Raw genomic sequence first — 3818 nt, 5'->3', positions numbered from 1 at the left:
TTCCAAGAGCGTTCAAGAGATCGCATCACGTAAGATGTCATCTGTCCGGGGGCAATTCCCTTCTACAGAGGAAATGTTCTTCCTTGGAAAGTCCAACGGAGACACGGTAGATTGCGGATGCCTGGGTGAGAGCACCACGGTACGGGTACGTTGATGCCGACCGTCAATCTGAAGAATTCCAAAGTCCTTATGGCCATGCTCATGGTCATAGGGACTTTTTTCATGACCTGCAAGAACGATATGGAGGTCGTACAGGAGCTGGGGGAAGAGGATACCGCCCCTTTCCAGACCGTGTATGATGGTCATTACACCTTCACAGATTCAGGTCGGATACGGAATGTGCTCCTGGCCGGTAAATTGGAGCAATTCATCCAAGACTCGGACTATACCCGCGTATCGGCAGGTCTCACCTTAGAGATATATGATCGGGCTGAGAGGGTGGCCGGACTCCTCTCTGCCGATAGCGGCCTGTACTTCGAAGCGACCAATGTGATGGAGGCCCAAGGCAATGTCATTTTCACCAATCCGAGCGGAGATAGCTTATTCACCGAGCAACTCATCTGGCTCAGTGATAGCAACCTCATCCAGACCGATAAGGAGGTACAGATCATACGGGATGGGACCGAGATTCGGGGCAAGGGAATGCGGGCCAATGAGGATTTCAGCCGCTACAGTATCTTAGCACCGGTAGGAGATATCACCCTGCCTGAAGATTTGACCAACGATGGATCTGAAGAAGATCAATGATTTCCTAGAGAAATTCTGGCTGACCGTAGCCATCGGTACCACGCTGTACGGCATCTATTTCATCAATCAATTCGGCTTGGAAGGGAATTGGATGTACGCCCTACTCCCATTGGTGGCATTCGTATTCTACGGCATGCGGAGGTCTATGCGCAAGCGTATGGAGAAGGACCGCCCTGATGACTGAACCCGACATCCAGCCCTGATCCATGGAGACCACCCTTCTCATCATTCTCGCATCCTTACTGCTATCCGCATTCTTCTCAGGCATGGAGATCGCGTTCATCTCGGTCAATCGTCTACAGGTCGAGCTCGAACTCAAGCAAGGGCGATATATCGCACGCATCATCGATTGGTTCCTACGTCAAAAGGCGCGCTTTATAGCCGCAATGCTCGTAGGCAACAATGTCGCTTTGGTCATCTATGGGATATTCATGGCCAAGGTCCTCGAGCCCTACATCGAGCAATACCTCTGGGCCAATGAACTGTTCGTATTGCTCATGCAGACCCTGGTCTCGACCCTGATCGTATTGGTCACGGCCGAGTTCCTTCCCAAATCCCTATTCAGGACCAATCCCAACGGATTCCTCAATGTACTCGCTATTCCTGTCCTCATCGTCTATATCGTTCTCCTCATACCGGCCCTGGTGATCACATTCCTCTCAGAGATCATCCTCAAGGTCTTATTCAAAGTAGAACGAGATCGCCAGGAGGTAGTCTTCAATCAAGTGGACCTGCACAATTTCCTTCTGGAAAAGACCAGCGCCATGGATGATGATGAAGAGGTGGAGACCGAGATCCAGATCTTTCAGAATGCTCTGGAGTTCTCCAAGATCAAAGCACGTGAGTGCATGATACCACGCAATGAGATACGTGCAGTGGATATAGATTCTCCTTTGAATGAACTGACCGAATTATTTGTAGAGACCGGCCACTCCAAGGTCTTGGTATTTCGAGAGAACATAGACCATGTCATCGGTTACGTGCATAGTAGCGAACTCTTCAAGCACCCTGAATCGGTCAAATCCATTCTCCGGCCCATCGCCATCATCCCAGAGAGCAAGACGGCCAATGACATTCTGGAGCAGCTCATCAGCCAGCGCAGGAATGTGGCTGTGGTATTGGATGAGTATGGCGGTACGGCCGGCATGTTGACCATCGAGGATGTTATCGAAGAACTCTTTGGAGATATCGAGGATGAACACGATAAAGAAGCCCTCATCGAGCAGGATCTGGGAGATGGTCGCTTTAGATTCGCTGCCCGTCACGAAGTGGATTATCTGAATAGCACCTATGGGCTCCAACTTCCTGAAACCGATGAATTCGATACCCTAGCAGGTTTGATCCTCCATTATCATGAGGACATCCCCCAACTCAAGGAGCGGATCATCGTACACCCTTATCGATTCACCGTGACGAAGGTCGAAGGGCATCGCATAGAAGAGGTGGAACTCACTGTTTTGCAGGGGCGTTGACTTTCTTTTGTTCTGCGTTCGCACTATATTCGCGCTCCCCCGAAAAATCGGGTATTCAATAACAAGGACTTACAGAAAAAGACATGGCTGTAATAGGAAGCATTAGAAGACGTTCGGGTCTATTGATCATCATCATCGGATTAGCGATGCTCGCATTCATCATGGGAGACATCTTTGGAAGCGGTGGTGGAGGATTCTTGAGTCAAGACCCCGTCACTGCGGGTGAAATAGATGGCGAGCCCGTTTCACTCCAAGACCTCGAAAAGCGCACTGCTTACTGGAGTACGCTTTATGGCACATACTACCGCAATCCGATATCTCAGGAGCAAGCTCGACAGATCGCTTGGGACGATATCCAGTATGACCGTGTGCTCAAAGAGCAGTTCAATGAAGTAGGTCTGGCCCTTCCGCTCGAAGAATATGACGACATCCGTTTCGGAGAAGGAGTTCTTGATGAATTCAAGACCTCACAGAACTTCAAAGGGGAAGATGGGAATTTCGACCCTTCTCTGGTGAGAGCCACCTATGAGAATCTGATGAATTCCAATGTAGAGGTGTGGAACTCTGAGAAGTATCGTCTGACACGCAAGCAGATGACCAACAAATACAACGAGCTCATATCCAAGGCGATCATCGCCAATTCTCTAGAGGCGGAGAACAGCTACATGGACAAGAATTCCGCAGTGGATATCCAATATGTGCTCAAGCGATATAGCGCAATTCCAGATAGCACGGTCTCAGTCAGCGATAGCGATATACGCGCTTACTTCAGCGAACACAAGGATGAAGCGCGCTATCAGCAGACCGCAGGCCGGGACATGGAATTGGTCAGCTTCTTGGTAGAGCCCTCTGAAGAAGACATTGCTGACATTGAACAAGACGTACAGCAGTACATCCAGGAATTCAAGGATGCTCCGAATGATAGTGTATTCACCGTGGTCAACAGTGATACCAAACGCTACACTGCCATCGCGTATACCCGTGCAGAATTGGACAGCACCACGGCAGAAATGATCTTCTCAGCGGAGAAAGGAGATGTGGTAGGGCCTGTTGAAGACGGGGATGTGATCAAGCTCATCAAGATCCTCGGAGATGAGGCGAAAGAAGAGGCCACCGTGCGCCATATCCTCATCAAATCCGACCCATCCAATGATGAGGAGATGAAGAATCGCGCGGATAGCATACTCCGAGCCATCAAACGTGGTGCTGATTTCGAAGATATGGTCACCGAATTCTCAGATGATCCTGGTTCGGTCAACAATGGAGGTAAGTACGAGTGGTTCCCACGTGGACAAATGGTCAAGGAATTCGAGGATTTCAGCTTTGACGAATCTGTAGGTTCACTGGGCGTAGTGAAGACTTCCTTTGGATATCACATCATCGAAGTACTGGACAGACGCAGTGAGCCTCAAAAAGAAGTGGCTGAATTCATCAAGAACATCAGACCCAGTTCAGATACGTTCGACCAGGTATATGAAGATGCCAGTGCCTTTGCCCTGGATGTAAAGGATGTGGATTCTTTCCGCTCATTGGCGCAAGAGCGGGGCTATGAGGTCAAAACAGCCGCAGGCATACGCCCAAGTGCACGCAGCGTAAGTG

4 protein-coding genes are annotated in these 3818 nt (G+C 49.8%); all 4 read left to right on the top strand.

Annotated elements, in window-relative coordinates; genetic code table 11:
• Positions 1-153: 153 nt before the first annotated feature.
• Positions 154-747: an LPS export ABC transporter periplasmic protein LptC gene (lptC, locus tag HKN79_04425; GenBank protein NNC82801.1), complete on the top strand. Its 594-nt coding sequence runs from the start codon at positions 154-156 to the stop codon at positions 745-747.
• On the top strand, positions 725-931 hold the full coding sequence (locus HKN79_04420; GenBank protein NNC82800.1) for a hypothetical protein: 207 nt from the start codon (positions 725-727) through the stop codon (positions 929-931). Before lptC ends, HKN79_04420 begins: the two co-directional genes overlap by 23 nt.
• Positions 932-953: 22 nt before the next feature.
• Entirely contained in the window at positions 954-2219 is a 1266-nt protein-coding gene (locus HKN79_04415) for an HlyC/CorC family transporter (protein ID NNC82799.1), read from the top strand.
• Between the two features lie 83 nt (positions 2220-2302).
• Positions 2303-3818 (top strand): hypothetical protein (locus HKN79_04410; GenBank protein ID NNC82798.1); only part of this gene is annotated, 1516 nt, incomplete at its 3' end.

The organism is Flavobacteriales bacterium (assembly GCA_013001705.1).
In the GTDB taxonomy this organism is placed as follows: domain Bacteria; phylum Bacteroidota; class Bacteroidia; order Flavobacteriales_D; family JABDKJ01; genus JABDLZ01.
The sequence above is the reverse complement of the archived record's forward strand: the minus strand, read 5'-3'. Positions and strand labels throughout refer to the sequence as shown.

Excerpts from the sequence above, each read along its gene's own strand:
- HKN79_04415 (NNC82799.1), top strand. The coding sequence starts at position 954 with ATGGAGACCACCCTTCTCATCATTCTCGCATCCTTACTGCTATCCGCA.
- lptC (NNC82801.1), top strand. The coding sequence starts at position 154 with ATGCCGACCGTCAATCTGAAGAATTCCAAAGTCCTTATGGCCATGCTC.
- HKN79_04420 (NNC82800.1), top strand. The coding sequence starts at position 725 with ATGGATCTGAAGAAGATCAATGATTTCCTAGAGAAATTCTGGCTGACC.